Annotated in this window: 11 protein-coding genes; 4 read left to right on the top strand and 7 right to left on the bottom strand. The window is 68.9% G+C overall.

Annotation, left to right across the window (positions count from 1 at the left end; all coding sequences use genetic code 11):
- Position 1 precedes the first annotated feature (1 nt).
- Entirely contained in the window at positions 2-505 is a 504-nt protein-coding gene (locus tag AAFN86_RS07555) for a YMGG-like glycine zipper-containing protein (protein WP_347542674.1), read from the top strand.
- Here AAFN86_RS07555 and AAFN86_RS07560 read toward each other — a convergent pair.
- Positions 499-1,437 carry a ribokinase gene (locus AAFN86_RS07560; protein ID WP_347542862.1) on the bottom strand — a complete coding sequence of 313 codons (939 nt, stop codon included), beginning with the start codon at positions 1,435-1,437 and terminating at the stop codon, positions 499-501. The genes AAFN86_RS07555 and AAFN86_RS07560 overlap by 7 nt on opposite strands.
- A gap of 86 nt (positions 1,438-1,523) precedes the next feature.
- Between AAFN86_RS07560 and trxC the strand changes: the two genes are divergently transcribed.
- Positions 1,524-1,961 carry a thioredoxin TrxC gene (gene trxC / locus AAFN86_RS07565; protein ID WP_347542675.1) on the top strand — a complete coding sequence of 146 codons (438 nt, stop codon included), beginning with the start codon at positions 1,524-1,526 and terminating at the stop codon, positions 1,959-1,961.
- A 79-nt stretch (positions 1,962-2,040) separates the two neighbouring features.
- On the opposite strand, the gene AAFN86_RS07570 is transcribed toward trxC, so the two are convergent.
- Positions 2,041-3,123 carry an acyltransferase gene (locus AAFN86_RS07570; RefSeq protein ID WP_347542676.1) on the bottom strand — a complete coding sequence of 361 codons (1,083 nt, stop codon included), beginning with the start codon at positions 3,121-3,123 and terminating at the stop codon, positions 2,041-2,043.
- Positions 3,124-3,455: 332 nt separating this feature from the next.
- Here AAFN86_RS07570 and AAFN86_RS07575 point away from each other — a divergent pair, with 332 nt between their 5' ends.
- On the top strand, positions 3,456-5,786 hold the full coding sequence (locus AAFN86_RS07575; protein WP_347542677.1) for a xanthine dehydrogenase family protein molybdopterin-binding subunit: 2,331 nt from the start codon (positions 3,456-3,458) through the stop codon (positions 5,784-5,786).
- 134 nt (positions 5,787-5,920) lie between these two features.
- On the opposite strand, the gene AAFN86_RS07580 is transcribed toward AAFN86_RS07575, so the two are convergent.
- Genes AAFN86_RS07580 through AAFN86_RS07590 form a run of 3 tightly spaced genes read right to left on the bottom strand, consistent with a single transcriptional unit; the run spans position 5,921 to position 10,380 of the window.
- Positions 5,921-7,063: an acyl-CoA dehydrogenase family protein gene (locus AAFN86_RS07580; protein ID WP_347542678.1), complete on the bottom strand. Its 1,143-nt coding sequence runs from the start codon at positions 7,061-7,063 to the stop codon at positions 5,921-5,923.
- A 5-nt stretch (positions 7,064-7,068) separates the two neighbouring features.
- Positions 7,069-8,277, bottom strand: coding sequence for an acyl-CoA dehydrogenase family protein (locus AAFN86_RS07585; RefSeq protein WP_347542679.1), 1,209 nt, complete (start codon positions 8,275-8,277; stop codon positions 7,069-7,071).
- Positions 8,278-8,301: 24 nt separating this feature from the next.
- The gene (locus tag AAFN86_RS07590; protein ID WP_347542680.1) at positions 8,302-10,380 is read right to left on the bottom strand and encodes a 3-hydroxyacyl-CoA dehydrogenase NAD-binding domain-containing protein; all 2,079 of its coding nucleotides are present in this window, start codon (positions 10,378-10,380) and stop codon (positions 8,302-8,304) included.
- Between the two features lie 187 nt (positions 10,381-10,567).
- Between AAFN86_RS07590 and AAFN86_RS07595 the strand changes: the two genes are divergently transcribed.
- Positions 10,568-11,353: an SDR family oxidoreductase gene (locus AAFN86_RS07595; protein WP_347542681.1), complete on the top strand. Its 786-nt coding sequence runs from the start codon at positions 10,568-10,570 to the stop codon at positions 11,351-11,353.
- A gap of 3 nt (positions 11,354-11,356) precedes the next feature.
- Here the strand turns inward: AAFN86_RS07595 and AAFN86_RS07600 are convergent, their stop codons facing one another.
- Both AAFN86_RS07600 and AAFN86_RS07605 read right to left on the bottom strand, forming a co-directional pair.
- Positions 11,357-13,219, bottom strand: a complete 1,863-nt coding sequence (locus tag AAFN86_RS07600; RefSeq protein ID WP_347542682.1) for an SUMF1/EgtB/PvdO family nonheme iron enzyme — start codon at positions 13,217-13,219, stop codon at positions 11,357-11,359.
- A 224-nt stretch (positions 13,220-13,443) separates the two neighbouring features.
- Positions 13,444-14,631, bottom strand: a complete 1,188-nt coding sequence (locus AAFN86_RS07605) for an FtsX-like permease family protein (protein WP_347542683.1) — start codon at positions 14,629-14,631, stop codon at positions 13,444-13,446.
- Between the last annotated feature and the right edge of the window lie 2 nt (positions 14,632-14,633).

Consider the following 14,633-nt stretch of genomic DNA (forward strand, 5'->3'; position numbering starts at 1 on the left):
CATGCCGAAGGCGGCACGGCTTTTTCCCATCGCTCTGCTGGCGCTTCTTGCGGCCTGTACCAACCCCTACGACCCTGGCCAGCGGGCGGCGGGCGGCGCGCTGATCGGCGCCGGCACCGGGGCCACGGTCGGTGCCATTGCCGGCGGCGGCCGTGGTGCCGCGATCGGCGCCCTGGCCGGCGGGCTGGGCGGCGCGGCCATTGGTGCCGTCACCACGCCGACGCAGCCGCAATACCAGGGCGGCTACCCGCAGCAGGGCTACGGCCAGACCTACGCACCGCCGCCGCAGGCTTACCAGCAAGGCCAGCCCTATCAGCAGGGCTATGCCCCGGCGCCCGTGGGTGCGCAGACCTATTATCCGGCACCCGGGCCCGGCTATGTCGGCGCGCCGGTCCCGTACCAGGGTCCGCCGCCGCAGGCCTACCAGCAGCCGCCACCAGGGTCCTATTGGCAGCCGCAGCCCTATATCGCGCCGCCTGACCCCTATGCCGGCTATCGTTACTGAAGCGTGGCGGCATCGATCTCCGCAAGCGTCGGCAGCGACGGCACCGCGCCGGCGCGGCGGCAGGCCAGCGCCCCGGCCACAGCCCCGCGCCGCATCGCGTGTTCCGCTGCGCTTCCCTGCGCCAGCGCCGTCGCGAAGGCGCCGATGAAGGCATCGCCGGCACCGGTGCTGTCCACCACCTCGGTTAGGATCGCCGGCGCGTGGACGACCACACCATCCCGCCGGGCCCAATAGGCGCCCGCAGCCCCCGCCGTCAGCACCACCCCACGGGGATGGCGCGGAGCCAGGGCGGCGGCCAGCGCCTCGGGCGGCGCGGTGCGCGACAGCAGCAGCGCGGCTTCGGTCTCGTTCACCACCAGGATGTCCGCGAGCGCCAGCAGACCATCCGGCAGTTCCCGCGCCGGCGCGGCGTTGAGCAGCGTCGGGATGCCCTGCGCCCGGGCGGCGCGAAACGCCGCCTCGGTCACCGCGACCGGCGTCTCGAGTTGCGCGACGACCAGCGCCGCCCCGGCCACCGCGGCAACCGCCAGGCCCTCCGGCACCGCGGCATTGGCGCCGGCGAGGATCACGATCTCGTTCTCCCCGCGCGCATCCACCAGGATCAGCGCTTCCCCGGTCGGCAGGCTGTCCAGCGTGCTGACGGCGGCCGCGTCGATGCCCTCCCCCGCCCACAGCGCCATAGCGTCGCGCCCCGCGGCATCCGCCCCGATGGCGGCGACCAAGGCGACCGAGGCCCCGGCACGCGCCGCCGCCACCGCCTGGTTGCTGCCCTTGCCGCCATGGAATCGGTCCATGCCCGTCGCCGCCAGGGTCTCCCCGGGCCGGGGAAAGCGAGCGACGCGCAGCACGGTGTCGCGATTATAGGATCCGATGACGACGATCCGCCCCATGCTGCTCTCCCGCTCCGGCGCGACACTCCGCAGCGGGCGCATGGCGGTCAAGCCACGCTTTGCGCCGACGCAAGGCGGCGCCGCACGAAGGCGCAGATGCTGCCCGCCACGACCCCGGGGGACCCTTCATGACACAGACCCTGCAGATCGTCTGCCCGCATTGCGATGCGGTGAACCGGCTGCCGGCCGCCAGGCTCCCCGACCGGCCGACCTGCGGCGCCTGCAAGCATGCGTTGTTCACCGCCGAGCCCGTCGCGGTTGATGAGGCGCGGTTCCGGAAGCACCTGCGTGCGTCATCCATTCCTCTGCTGGTCGATTTCTGGGCGTCCTGGTGCGGGCCCTGCCGGATGATGTCGCCTGCCTTCGCGGCTGCGGCGCGGGATCTCGAACCCGGGGTTCGGCTGCTGAAGATATCGACGGAGGAGGCGCCGGCACTCGCCCGGGACCTCAGCATCCAGAGCATCCCGACGCTGGCCCTGTTCCGCGACGGCCGGGAGGTTGCGCGACAGGCCGGCGTCATCCCGACCAGCCGGATCCTCGACTGGACGCGGTCCGCCCTCGGGTGATGGTCACACAAGGCCACGATTCAGCACGTGGCGCTCAACCGCACCAGGTCCGCCCAAGCGCCCGAGGCGCCCGAAGGCATCAGCGTGCCGTGGCGACCGGCGGCGCAGGCACGCGCAGAAGGCGCACGAAACCTCGGCGCCAGATCTCCTTCCGCCGTTCGGTGAGCTCAGCGATCACGAACATGAGCACCAGGGTCCCGCCGAACATGACCAGGCGCGTCGCCCAGGATGTTGGCGGCCAGGGCACCACGGTCGAGAGAAACTGCGTCAGCGGCAGGTGGAACAGGTAGATCGTAAAAGTCGCGCCGGCGCACCACCGGATCGGCCGCTCGAGGGCTTGGAGCGGCTTGCTGAACATGCCGCCCATGGCGTTGAAGCCGACAAGGTGGAAGGCGATCAGGATGCCCACCACGTAGTCGTTGCTGATGTTCGGCATCTCCAGGAAGCCCGGCGCCAGGGCAGGCAGCGCCCCGTGGTCGGCAATCCAAAGCTGATGGGCCAGAACAAGGGCGATGGATCCGAAGAACATCCAGGCGCCGAGCCGCTTCCCGACCTTGGCGGATGCGCTGACACGGTAGGCGAGTACGCCCAGGAGCCAGACCGGGAAAAGGGCCGCGATGCGTGGGCCGACGAACAGCAGCAGCAGCCCGGCGGCCGGCCAACGCCACCGGTTCGGGGCAAACACGAACACGCCGAAGATGACATAATACCAGACTTCGAAGCAGAGTGACCAATAGGGCAGGTCGGAGCCGACCGGCAGTCGCCAGAACCAGAGTTGGTTGGCGAAGACGACCGCCGCGGCGAATTGCACGTCCAGCATGTCGCTGCGGTAGCCCCAGATCTCCGAATACAGATCCGGCCGCAGGGAACGGCCAAGGCCATCGAGGATCATGGTGATGATGACGGCAGGCAGCGCGACGGAATAGATGCGCGCGGCGCGCGCCACGGCGTACGCCCCGGGCGTCGCCTCCCGGTTCTGCATCACGTAGCCGATGACGTAGCCTGACATGACGAAGAAGACCGTCACCGCTTCGTCCATGAAGGGAGCGAGCTGCCAGCCAAGCCCGCCCGCCAAACGCTGCCCCGCCGTGTGGCCGATGAAGACGACCATGGCAGCGGAGAACCGCATGAGGTCCAGATAGGTCGAAGTATGCCGCTGCATCGCGCACCCGCCCAATCCATTCCCGCACGTTAACGATGGACGGGGCGCCGCCGCCATGGACCAGCGGTTGTGCAGGCCATCGGTGGACATCGGGATGGGATCTGCCCTCGCGACCTCAGAGGTGGGCCATACTGGCCGTGATCGGCGTCTCGCTGGGGCGAGAAGCGCCACATGGTCATCCTGGGGTCGGGATCGCTGGATCCGATGGCAATTCCGCCTTGAGCGTCCTCCCGGACGAGCCGGAATGGTTCACTGGGCGGACCAGCCGGGTTGCAGTGCAGCAAACAGCGCCTAACCTAAAGGTATCCCGACACAGCCCCTGAGGCCCCCCAATGCCCGACACGACCCTGGCCGACCCCACCACGATGAAGTTCGGGATCGGGCAGCCGGTGCCGCGCCAGGAAGACCCGATCCTGTTGCAAGGGCGCGGCCGCTACACCGACGACCTCGCCGTCGCTGGCCAGGCCTGGTGCGTCATGGTGCGCAGCCCCTATGCGCATGGCGTCATCAACGCCATCGGCACGGAAGCGGCCAGGGCGATGCCGGGCGTACTCGGCGTCTTCACCGCGGCCGACATGACCGAATACGGCCCGATGCGCTCCGTGCTGCCGCTCAAGAACAAGGATGGCAGCCCGCTGATCAACATCCAGCGCGGGCCGCTCGCCGCCGACAAGGTCCGCTTCGTCGGCGACCCCGTCGCCTTCGTCGTCGCCGAGACGAAGATGCAGGCCAAGGACGCCGCCGAGGCAGTGGAGATGGACATCGACGGCCTCGACGCGGTCACCGAGGCCTCGGCCGCCGCCGCGCCCGGCGCGCCGCAGCTCTACGACCATATCCCCGGCAACGTCGTTCTGGACTTCCGCTACGGCGATGCCGAGAAGACCGCCGCTGCCTTCGCCGCCGCCGCGCATGTCACGACGCTGTCGATCCGCAACAACCGCATCGTTGTCTGCTCGATGGAACCGCGCTCGGCGATCGGCGAATGGGACGCCGCCGAGGGCCGCTACATCCTGCGCGTCGGCAGCCAGGGCGTGTTCGGCCTGCGCGCGCAGATGGCCAACGACATCCTGAAGGTGCCGGTCGACAAGGTCCGCATCCTGACCGGCAATGTCGGCGGCTCCTTCGGCATGAAGGCCAGCGCCTATCCGGAATATGCCTGCGTGCTGCACGCGGCGAAGCTGCTCGGCCGCCCGGTGAAATGGACCGATGAGCGCACCGGGTCCTTCCTGTCCGACTGCCACGGGCGCGACCACGAAACCGAGGCCTCCCTCGCACTCGATGCGGAGGGCAAGTTCCTCGCGGTGAAGCTCGTCTCCTACGGCAACATGGGCGGATACCTGTCCACGGTCGGCAACCTGATGGGCACCGGCAACTTCAGCAAGAATGTCCAGTCCAACTACGCGACGCCGCTGCTGCTGGTCGAGACGAAGAACGTCGTCACCAACACCACCCCCATCTCCGCCTATCGCGGCGCAGGCCGCCCCGAAGGCAACTACTTCATGGAGCGGCTGATCGAGACCGCCGCGCGGGAGACGGGCCGCGACCCCATCGCGCTGCGCAAGCTGAACCACATCGGGCCGGATCAATTCCCGTTCAGCGCGCCGTCAGGCTCGGTCTATGATTCCGGTGAGTTCTCGGCACTGCTCGACAAGGCACTGGAAGCGGCCGACTGGGATGGCTACGCCGCCCGCGAGGCCGACAGCGCATCACGCGGCATGCTGCGCGGTCGCGGCATTGGCAATTTCCTGGAATGCACCGCCCCGCCCATGAAGGAACAAGGCGAGCTGATCTTCGAGGAGGACGGGTCGGTCACCATCGTCACCGGCACGCTCGACTACGGCCAGGGGCATTGGACGCCCTTCGCGCAGGTGCTGCATTCGAAGCTCGGCGTGCCCTTCGACAGGATCAAGCTGGTGCAGGGTGATTCCGACCGGCTGATCGCCGGCGGCGGCACGGGTGGGTCGAAGTCGCTGATGGCATCGGGTGCGGCGATCCTCGAAGCGGCCGACCTCGTCATCGACAAGGGCCGCAAGGCCGCCGGCTTCGTACTGGAAGCGGCCGCGGACGACATCGAGTTCGCCGCCGGCCGCTTCACCATCGCCGGCACCGATCGCGGCATCGGCATCATGGAGTTGGCGGCGCGGCTGCGCGAGATCGGGCCGCTGCCCCAGGATGTCCCGAACGCCCTCGACAGCCGGACGGTCTATCAGGAGGCCCCCATGGCCTACCCGAACGGTTGCCATGTCTGCGAGGTGGAGATCGACCCCGAGACCGGCAACGTGAAGATCGACCGCTACGTCACGGTGAATGATTTCGGCGTGATCGTGAATCCGCTGATGGTCGAAGGCCAGGCTCATGGCGGCATCGTACAGGGCATCGGCCAGGCGCTGATCGAACGCGTCGCCTATTCCGAGGACGGGCAGCTGATGACCGGGTCCTACATGGATTACGGCATTCCGCGCGCGGACGACCTGCCGAGCTTTGGTTTCGAGAGCGCGCCATCGCCCTGCAAGACCAATCCGCTGGGCGCGAAGGGCTGCGGCGAGGCGGGGTGTGCCGGGTCACTGCCGGCGGTGATGAACGCGATTTCCGATGCGCTGGGCGGGAAGCACATCAACATGCCGGCCACGCCGGAGCGGATTTGGGAAGCCTTGCAGAAGTAAGAACGGGGGAGGAACACCTCCCCCGAATCCCCCTCCGCTTTTTGTCTTTTGGAGACTGGCTTCGACAGTCAGCGCCAATAGCCAGAAAAAGGAGGGGGATCGGGGGAGTTCCCTCCCCCGACCTTGCTTTCTTCCTACGCCGCGACGAACACCCCACCTTCCTCGCTCAGCGCCGCGAGGTGGTGGTCCATGTCGCCGAACATGTTCTCGATGACGGTCAGCCGCTTGAGGTAGTGGCCACCGGCATATTCCATCGTCATGGCGATGCCGCCATGCATCTGCACCGTCTGCTGCCCGACGAAGCGGGCGTTGCGGCCGATCTCGACCTTCACCGCACGCATCTGCCGGCGCCGCTCGGCGTCGTTCGATTCGGACGCCATCATCGCCGCCAGCATCGCCATGGAGCGCGCCTGCTCGAGGCAGACCATCATCTCCGCCGCGCGATGCTGCAGCGATTGGAAGGACCCGATCGGCCGCCCGAACTGCTTACGCGTCTTCAGGTAGTCGACGGTCAGGTCCTTCGCCGCTTCCATGCAGCCGATCGCCTCGGCCGAGAGTGCGGCCATGGTCTCATCCGCCACGCGCTCGACCAGCGCCAGGCCGCCGGTGAGCTTCGCCTCCGCACCGACCTTCACACCGTCGAAGGTGATGTCCGCGGCACGCTGCCCGTCCGACGTCTTGAAGCCGCGGCGCGACACGCCGGTCGCACTTGCCGGCACGAGGAACACCTCGACCCCATCGCGATCGCGCCGCGCGCCGGACACGCGTGCGGTGACGATGAGCTGGTCTGCCGTGTCGCCATGGACAACGACACCCTTGCGGCCGTCGATGACCCAGCCCGCGCCATCCTTTTTCGCCGACGTCGCCACGTCGTGCAGGTCGAAGCGTGACTGCACTTCGGTATGCGCGAAGGCCAGCAGCAGCTTGCCCTCGGCGACCTGCGGCACCAGTGCGGCGCGTTGTTCCGCCGTGGCACCATGGCGCAGGAAACCGCCACCCATCACCACGGTGGACATGAAGGGCTCCAGGGTCAGGGACCGCCCCATCTGCTCGGCGACGATCATCGTCTCGACGGCGCCATAACCCAGGCCGCCATCCTCCTCGGCGAATGGCATGCCCAGCAGGCCAAGCTCCGCATAGGCGGCCCACACATCCCGCGACCAGCCGGTCGCGGAGGCCATGTACCCCTTGCGCTGTTCGAAGCCGTACTTGTCCTTCAGCAGCTTGGACAGGCTGTCCTGCAGAAGCCGCTGGTCTTCGGAAAGATCGAAATCCATGTGTCTCAGAGCCCCAAAAACGCTTTGGCCATGATGTTCTTCTGGATCTCGGTGGATCCGCCGTAGATCGACTGCTTGCGCCAGTTGAAGTAGGTCGCCTGCGCCAGCGTCTGCCAATCGGCCGCCACATCCGGCTCGTTGCGACCATCGGCTTCGGGATCGTTCGGCGCGGCCAAGCCATAAGGGCCTGCCGCCATCACATACAGTTCCGAGATCGCCTGCTGCAGTTCCGTCCCGCGGATCTTAAGCACCGACGAGGCCGGATTTGGCTTGCCGCGGCTGAGCTGCCGGTTCTCATCCGCCAGCACGCGCAGCGTCGTCATCTCCAGCGCCTTGAGCTGGATTTCCACATCCGTCAGGCGGGACCGGAAGCGCGGGTCTTCCATCACCGGCCGCGCGCCACCGGGAGCTTCCTTGGCGATCAGCTTCAGCCGGCGGATGCGTTCCTTCGACGCACCCACGCGCGCCTGGCCGGTGCGCTCGTTGGACAGCAGGAACTTCGCGCAATCCCAGCCACGATTCTCGGTGCCGACCAGGTTCGCGACGGGCACCTTCACATCGTCGAAGAAGACCTCGTTCACCTCATGCGCACCGTCGATGGTGATGATCGGCCGCACGGTGATGCCCGGCGTCTTCATATCGACCAGCAGGAAGGAGATGCCTTCCTGTTGCTTCGCCGCCCCTGGATCGGTGCGCACCAGCAGGAAGATCCAATCGGCGTGCTGCGCCAGCGTGGTCCAGGTCTTCTGGCCGTTGACGACGTAGTGGTCGCCTTCCTTGACCGCGCGCGTCTTCAGCGACGCCAGGTCCGACCCCGCCCCGGGTTCCGAGAAACCCTGGCAGAACCACAGATCCAGGCTCGCGAGCTTCGGCAGGAAGTGCTTCTTCTGCTCCTCCGTGCCGAAGGCGATCAGCACCGGCCCCAGCATGTTGCAGTTGAAGCCGAGCGGCGTCGGCGCCGGGGTGGACTGGATTTCCTCGGACAGGATGAACCGCTTGATGGCGGTCCAGGGCTGACCGCCCCATTCCACCTTCCAATGCGGCACCGCCCAGCCCTTGTCATACAGCCGCTTCTGCCAATCCACCTGCATCGCCTTGGTCGGCGTGCGGCCGGATGCCATGCGCTCGCGCGTATCGGCCGGCAGGTTGGCGTCGATCCAGTCGCGGACTTCCTGGCGGAAGGCGCGTTCCTCATCGGTGAACCGGAGTTCCATGACCGTTGCTCCCGTATGTGTCCGTCAGGCGCCCATGGAGGCGAAGGACCCGCCTTCCGCCGCCAGCTTCTCGATCAGTGCGGTGGGCTTCAAATTCGCATCACCCGTCGCCGCAGCGTAATGCGCGAGCTTGTCGCGCACGTTCTTCAGCCCCTGGGTATCGGCCCAGAACATCGGGCCGCCGCGCCAGGCCGGCCAGCCGAAGCCGTTGACGAAGATGACGTCGATGTCGATCGGGCGATAGGCGACGCCTTCTTCCAGGATGCGCGAGCCTTCATTGACCATCGGCAGCATCAGGCGCTCCAGGATTTCCTGCGGCTCAATCTTCCGCCGCCGCACCTGCATCTTCTCGGCGACGTCGAGGATGATGCGCTCCACCTCCGGGTCCGGCATGCGGGTGCGCTTTTCGTCGTACATGTACCAGCCCTTGCCGGTCTTCTGCCCGAAGCGCCCCAGCGCGACGATCGCATCGGCGACCGGTGCGACGGTCCCGCGCGCCTTGCGCACCGCGGCACCGATATCGAGCCCGGCGAGGTCACCCACCGCCAGCGGCCCCATCGCCATACCGTAGCCTTCCATCACGCGGTCGATGTCGGCGGGCAGGCAGCCCTCCAGCAGCAGCTTCTCGACCTGCGGGCCGCGCTTGCCGGTCATGCGGTTACCGACGAAGCCGTCGCAATTGCCGACCAGCACCGGCAGCTTGCCGATGCGCTTGCCGAATTCCGTCGCCGTGGCGATCACCGCCGGGGACGACTTCGCGCCGCGGACATTCTCCAGCAGCCGCATCACATTGGCCGGGGAGAAGAAGTGCATCCCCACCACCAGTTCCGGCCGCGAGGTGGCCGACGCGATCTCGTCGATCGACAGCGTGGATGTGTTGGACGCAAGCGGCACGCCCGGCCGCGCCGCCTTGTCCAGCCGCGCGAAGACTTCCTTCTTCACGGCCATGTTCTCGAATACCGCCTCGATCACCAGGTCGGCCTTGCCGACGGTGCCCTCGAAATCAGTGCTGCCGGTCAGCAGCGCCTTGCGCTTCTCGTACTCCGCCTGCGACAGCCGCCCGGTCGAGACCGTCCGCTCCCAATTCGCATGGCAGCGCGCGAGGCCCTTCTGCAGCGCCTCCTCGGTCATCTCCACGATCGTCACCGGCACGCCGTTGTTGGCCGCCGACATAGCGATGCCGCCACCCATGGTGCCACCACCGATCACCACCAGCCGCTCGATCGGCAGAGACTTCGCATCAGCCGGCTGGCCCGGGATGCGCAGCACTTCGCGCTCGCCGAAGAAGATGTGGCGCAGCGCCTTGGACTGTTCGCCGGACACCAGCGACTGGAATAGTTCGCGTTCCTTCTCCAACCCCTTGTCGAAGGGCATGGTGAAGGACGCACGCACTGCCTCGGCGCAGCCCTTGGGGCTTTCCTGCCCGCGCGACCGCTTCAGCAGCCCGGCGACGACCGCGTCATAGGCCGCCGGATCCTGCCCGCTGATCTTGTCCGTGCGGTTGCGCGCCAGGGTGAAGGTCTTGCCGATATTCGCCTTCGCCCAGGCCACCGCGCCGGCTTCAAGGTCTCCCTCGATCACCGCATCGATGAAGCCGAGCTTCTGCGCCTTGCCCGCCGCGATCGGATCGCCGGACACGATGATCTTCGCCGCTTCCTCCGGCCCGATCATGCGCGGCAGGCGCTGCGTGCCGCCAGCGCCGGGCACGAAACCGCGCTTCACTTCTGGCAGCCCGACCTGCGCCGTGGGCGACGCCACCCGCGCATGGCAGGCGAGAGCCAATTCCAGCCCGCCACCCAGCGCCGAGCCATGGATCGCGGCCACGACGATGCCGGGATACGCCTCAATCGCGTCGAACACCTCGGTGAGCGAGGGCGGCTGCCGCGGCTTGCCGAATTCCGTCATCTCGGCCCCGGCGCAGAACATGCGCCCGGACCCGATCAGCACCACCGCCTTCGCACCTGCGGCCTTCGCGGCATTGAGCCCAGCGAACAACCCCGCGCGGATCTCGGTCCGCAGCGTATTCACCGGCGGGTTGGCAAGGCGCAGCACATGCACCTCGCCCTGCGCGTCATGCTGGACGAAGTCAGCGTCCTGGGCCACTGGCGTTTCTCCCTCGAAATTGCCGGTCTGGAACTCGACCGATCGGTCGGGCCGGAGTGTCGTGCAGGATGCGCGCGCGGGCAAGGCTTGCAAGGCGGGCCCGGCGGCAAGCGCCTCGCCACCCCGGGTTGCGACATGGCCCCGGCCATGCTGCGCTGTCGGCATCAACCCCACGGGAGCGAAACACATGTCCCTCTTCGACCTGACCGGAAAGGTCGCCATCGTCACCGGCGGCAGTCGCGGCATCGGCCGCGCCATCTGCGAACGCATGGCCGAACAGGGGGCAAAGGTCGTCGTCTCCTCCCGCAAGGTGGACGCCTGCCAGGACGTGGTGGACGCCATCAAGGCGAAGGGCGGCACCGCCATGGCGGTCGCCTGCAACATCGGCCGCAAGAACGAATGCCAGGCGCTGGTGGATGCGACGATCGCCGCCTGGGGCCAGGTCGACGTCATGGTGTGCAATGCGGCGATCAACCCGCATTTCGGCCCGGCCGTGACGATGCCGGACGAGATCTTCGACAAGATCATGGCGTCCAACATCAAGTCGAACATCTGGCTCGCCCATATGACCGCGCCGGGCATGGCTGAACGCGGCGGCGGGTCGATCGTCATCATCTCCTCGATCGGCGGATTCCGCGGCTCCCCGGTGCTCGGCGCCTATGCCATCTCCAAAGCCGCCGACATGCAGCTGGTGCGCAACCTGGCGGTCGAATGGGGCCCGAAGAACGTGCGCGCCAACGCCATTGCGCCAGGGCTGATCCGCACCGACTTCGCCCGCGCCCTGTGGGAGGATCCGGGCATCTACAAGAAGCGCACCAAGGACACCCCGCTCAAGCGCATCGGCGAACCGGACGAGATCGCCGGCGCCGCGGTCTTCCTGGCTTCGGCGGCGGGTTCCTTCATGACCGGCCAGACCATCACCATCGATGGCGGCGTGCTCGCCGGCCCGCCCTCGCGCTCCGACGACGAGTAGGCTTCAGCGAAACCCGGGCGGCTTGCCGCTCGGGTCGAAGCTCTGCGGCTGGCCGCGATTGATCGGCGGCTTCACGCTGATCCCGGGCCCCGGCGCGGCGGGCTGTCGCGGCGGGGTGACAGGCGGCCGCGGCGGTGGCGTCGCCTGGGATGGACGGGCGGCGGTCGAAGGCTCCTGCTGCGGGGCCGGGGGCGGTGCCGGTGGCGGCAGCAGGGCGACAGGCGGTGGATGCGACGGCGCCGCCGGTTGGGGGGCGGGCTGGGGCGGCGGCGCCGTCTGCTGCGGCGCCACCGCAACGGGCCGCGGTTCAGGCTGGGCGGCCGGCGCGGCGGGTGAGCCACCGGCGCCCCGGCTCGCCGCCAATACTTCCTCCCGCAGTCGGTCGCGCGGCGGCAGGCCACGGTCGCGCGAATCCGCCGCGTGCCGCGCCGCGATATCCAGATAGGGCCGCAGTTCCGGCACGTTGCGCGCCTCGGCCTCGCGCGCCACGACCCCAGCCTCGGTGGTCAGCGTCGCGCGATCCGCCGAGCGCCCGAGATCGGCGACGATCCGCGCATAGCCATCCAGCGCCAATTCGCGTTCGACCCGCAGCTGTTCCAGCGCCGTTGCCCATTGGCGCCGCATCTCGGGGCTCGACTGCACCACATCGGCACCCGACAGCAGCGGCTGGATGCCATCCATGCGCCGCTGGGACTGTCCCGCCGCCCGGGCCAGCACCGCCGCGCCTTCCAACTGCGCGCGAATCCCAGCGCGTTCCTGTTCCAGCCGCTGGCGTTCCGCCGCCATCAGCCCTGCTTCCAGCCGATCCAGGCCCTGGCGCAGCCGTGGTTCGGCACCCTCCCGCATCGCGGCAATCTGGCGCCGCGCGTTCTCGGCCTCGGTCCCGCTCGCGCGGCTCTCGGCCTCGAAGGCGCGGTTCAGTGCCTCGGCGCGGCGGAGGCTGGTCGTCACATGCGCCGCCAGCGCCACGCGGAAGCCGACCGAAGCCAGCCGCGTCGGCTGCCCATCCGTCGGGTCATAGGGCGGCATCTCGATCCGCAGGGATGACCGAAGCGCGGCCTCCGGCGTGCGGAAATCCCCGCCCTTCACCACCACGCCGCCGGCCTGGCCATGCAGCCGCCCAACCCGCACGGCGCGGAACGGTTCCAGCACCAACTCGCCGACATTGCCGAGCATGTCGTGCAGGCCCAGCGGATTGGCCTCCAGCATCCCCACCGGCTGCGCCCGCCCGGCCGCCGATCGCGGCCCCTGGAACCAGGCGTAGCGCGACGTCCCTTCCGGCATCGGGAAGGTACGGCCGAGGAAATCCAATTCACTCACCGCCGCCCCGCCGCGCGCGGCGTATTCCCATTCCTCCTCGGTCGGCAGCCGCACGAAGGCGGGTGTGCCATCCGATTGCGGCAGCCGCGCCGCAGCGTTGCGCAACAGCCATGTCGTGTAGCGCTGGCTGAAGGACACCGCATCGAACCAGGACAGCGTCGCCGCCGGCAGCCGCCCGGCTGCCGAGGCTGTCGGGCAGCGTTCCTCCATCACCGCGGCATACTGGTCGCGCGTGACCTCGTATTTGCCGAGCCAATAGACCGCGACATCGCGCCCCTGCTGCGTGAAGGGACCGGCCACCGCCTCCCGCCGCGCGAATTCGGCGACGCCGCCGGCCGGGTCCGTCGTGCCGAGCGTGACCTGCCGGTCCTCTAGCGCGCCGGCGCCGGTCGGCGTCTCGATCGGACGGAACGCCATCGCTCCGCCGCAGGGCATCGGCAGCAGCAGGTCGCCATCGGCGGCGCGGGGGTTGGTGAAGTCCGCAGGCCAGGGCGCCTGCGCAGCGGCGGGTTGCGCCAGGGCGAAAAGCAGGAGCCAAGCAGGCAAGGACAGGCCAGGGAGAGGCCTTGCCCCTCCCCGGACCCCACCCCACCAAAGGCTTAAGGCCTTTGGAAACCCCCTTCTTGGCGCCGGGTGACCAAGCGTTTGTGCGCGGGCAAGGCACGACGCCAAAAGCCCGCGGTCCAGGGGCCCGCTGGCCCCTGGCGGGGTGGCTTGAAGGGGCAGCGCCCCTCCAACCTTCCTCCCCATCCCTCTGCCTGCCCGCCGCATCATCCCTCCGCCAGCCCTTCCGCCGGCGCCACCGCCGCGGCGCGCAGCCCCGCCAGCACCGAGGCGACCAGCGCCCCCGCCAGTGTCGCCCCCGCCGCCGCCAACCCCATCCACGCCGTCAGCAGGCAAACCGGCCGATCCCCCGTCACCGTGCCGGCGAAGGCCCGGTTCAGCACGCCCGCCACCGCCGCCGCCACACCAAAGGCCAACAGCGCACCAGCCAGTGCCACCACCGCTGCCTGCACCAGCGGCAACAACAGCAAGGCCCGCCGCTTCATCCCCAGCAGCGACAGCAGCGCCAGGTCACGCCGCTTGCGTTCCACCTGCGCCCACAGCCCGACGCCAAGGCTCACCAGATACCCCACGCCCCCCGCCCCGGCGATCGCCAAGAACAGCAAAGCGAGGTTGTGGTCGAGCCGCAGCAGCCCCGCCACAGCCTCGGCGCGCGAGGCGACTTCGATGCCGGCAAGACGCATCTCCCGATCCAGCGCCGGCACATCCTCAAGCCGCGCGCCGTAGAGCCGGAACCCCGCGAAGGGCCGTTGGCGCGCTTCCGCCTCGCTGACCGGGCGCGCATCGACGCCGGCCGCGCCGTCCAGGAAATCCTCCGCCAGCAGCAGCACGGGCAGGATGGCGAAGGCCGCATCGCGCGTCGCGGCGGTCAGCGGTGCGACGCCACCCACACGCATCGACAGGGTCAGGACCTCCCGCTGCCCACCGCGGCTGCGAGCAACGGAAGCCAACACCGGCTCCCCGACATTCAGCCCCAGCTTCTGCAGCGCCGTCGCCGAAAGTATGACCTCGTCGGCACCGATCGTGCTCAAACCCGGCAGCAGCGGATCGCCCATGGCGGTCGGCAGCAATTCCACGCGCAGCCCGCTCGCCCGCCGCGCCGGGTTCTCCAGCACGATGGTCGCCGACAGCGCCCGCGTCCGCGGCACCAGGAAGGCGATGCGCGGATCGGCCGCCAGGCGCTCGAACAACGCCGGTTCCAGCGTGCGATTGACGACCGACACCACCTCCCGCGCGCGCGGGTCCTCCAGCAATTCCGCCCGCAGCCCGGCGACCACGCCCTGGCGCAGCCCGAACAGCACGATCAGCGGCGCAAGCACCGCCGCACAGCCCAGTGCGGAGCACAGGAACAGCACCCGCTCATGCCAGATATCCGCGAGCGCCAGGCGCAGCATGG

Origin of the sequence: Roseomonas sp. CAU 1739, from assembly GCF_039839775.1 — a bacterium.
In the GTDB taxonomy this organism is placed as follows: Bacteria; Pseudomonadota; Alphaproteobacteria; order Acetobacterales; family Acetobacteraceae; genus Neoroseomonas.

Coding starts and splice junctions, on each gene's coding strand:
- trxC (WP_347542675.1), top strand. CDS start 1,524: ATGACACAGACCCTGCAGATCGTCTGCCCGCATTGCGATGCGGTGAAC.
- AAFN86_RS07570 (WP_347542676.1), bottom strand. CDS start 3,123: ATGCAGCGGCATACTTCGACCTATCTGGACCTCATGCGGTTCTCCGCT.
- AAFN86_RS07585 (WP_347542679.1), bottom strand. CDS start 8,277: ATGGAACTCCGGTTCACCGATGAGGAACGCGCCTTCCGCCAGGAAGTC.
- AAFN86_RS07595 (WP_347542681.1), top strand. CDS start 10,568: ATGTCCCTCTTCGACCTGACCGGAAAGGTCGCCATCGTCACCGGCGGC.
- AAFN86_RS07560 (WP_347542862.1), bottom strand. CDS start 1,437: ATGCGCCCGCTGCGGAGTGTCGCGCCGGAGCGGGAGAGCAGCATGGGG.
- AAFN86_RS07605 (WP_347542683.1), bottom strand. CDS start 14,631: ATGCTGCGCCTGGCGCTCGCGGATATCTGGCATGAGCGGGTGCTGTTC.
- AAFN86_RS07580 (WP_347542678.1), bottom strand. CDS start 7,063: ATGGATTTCGATCTTTCCGAAGACCAGCGGCTTCTGCAGGACAGCCTG.
- AAFN86_RS07555 (WP_347542674.1), top strand. CDS start 2: ATGCCGAAGGCGGCACGGCTTTTTCCCATCGCTCTGCTGGCGCTTCTT.
- AAFN86_RS07575 (WP_347542677.1), top strand. CDS start 3,456: ATGCCCGACACGACCCTGGCCGACCCCACCACGATGAAGTTCGGGATC.